The sequence below is a fragment of the Neisseria sp. P0021.S006 genome, assembly GCF_051956895.1.
This window is the reverse complement of record NZ_JBQCWZ010000436.1, coordinates 1-1,168: the sequence shown is the minus strand read 5'-3', so window position 1 is coordinate 1,168 and position 1,168 is coordinate 1. Positions and strand designations below refer to the sequence as shown.

General features: G+C 50.0%; 1 protein-coding gene. It reads left to right on the top strand.

Features of this window, described 5'->3' with window-relative positions:
* Positions 1–186: 186 nt before the first annotated feature.
* On the top strand, positions 187–1,168 hold a 982-nt coding region (locus ACTHUM_RS14795; protein WP_440403260.1), incomplete at its 3' end, for a DEAD/DEAH box helicase.

The following is a 1,168-nucleotide window of genomic DNA, read 5'->3' as shown; positions in this document are numbered from 1 at the left end:
GTTCCTAGCCGCAACCATCATTTGGGGAGTCCCTCTTTTTATGGCATAATGGACTACTTGACGGATTGTTCCGCCCCCATTTTTTTCAAACCGCAGAATCAAAATCATACTGCGGTTTGTCCATTTCAGAATCAGATTTTTCAGACGGCCTCATCATTCCAAAGGCCGTCTGAACAGAAAGCCACCATCATGAATCCTTTCTCTTCACTCGGTTTAGGCAGCGAATTGGTCTCCGCCCTGACCGATCAGGGTTATGAAAACCCGACGCCTATTCAAGCCGCAGCGATTCCTAAAGCCTTGGCAGGACACGATCTTTTGGCTGCAGCACAAACCGGCACAGGTAAAACCGCCGCCTTTATGCTGCCCAGCCTCGAACGCCTGAAACGCTACGCCACATCCAGCACCTCCCCTGCCATGCATCCTGTCCGCATGTTGGTATTGACCCCAACCCGCGAACTGGCCGATCAAATCGATCAAAACGTGCAGGCATACATTAAAAATCTTCCTTTGCGCCACACCGTCCTCTTCGGCGGTGTCAATATGGACAAACAAACTGCCGACTTGCGCGCCGGTTGTGAAATCGTTGTTGCCACAGTTGGCCGACTGCTTGACCACGTCAAGCAAAAAAACATCAATTTAAACAAAGTCGAAATCGTCGTACTCGACGAAGCCGACCGTATGCTTGATATGGGTTTCATCGACGATATCCGCAAAATCATGCAGATGTTGCCCAAACAGCGACAAACCCTGCTTTTCTCCGCCACTTTCTCACCGCCTATCCGTAAGCTTGCGCAAGATTTTATGCACACGCCTGAAATGGTTGAAGTGGCTGCGCAAAACACCACCAACGCCAATGTCGAGCAACACATCATTGCCGTTGATACACTCAAAAAACGCAACCTGCTCGAACGTCTGATTGTTGATTTGCATATGAATCAAGTCATTGTATTCTGCAAAACCAAACAAAGCGTCGATCAAGTTACCCGCGACCTCGTCCGTCGCAACATTGCCGCGCAATCCATCCACGGCGACAAATCCCAACAAAGCCGACTGGAAACCCTCAACGCCTTTAAAGAAGGTTCATTACGCGTTTTGGTTGCCACTGACGTTGCCGCACGCGGCCTGGATATTGCCGAGTTGCCTTTCGTCATCAACTACGAGCTGCCAA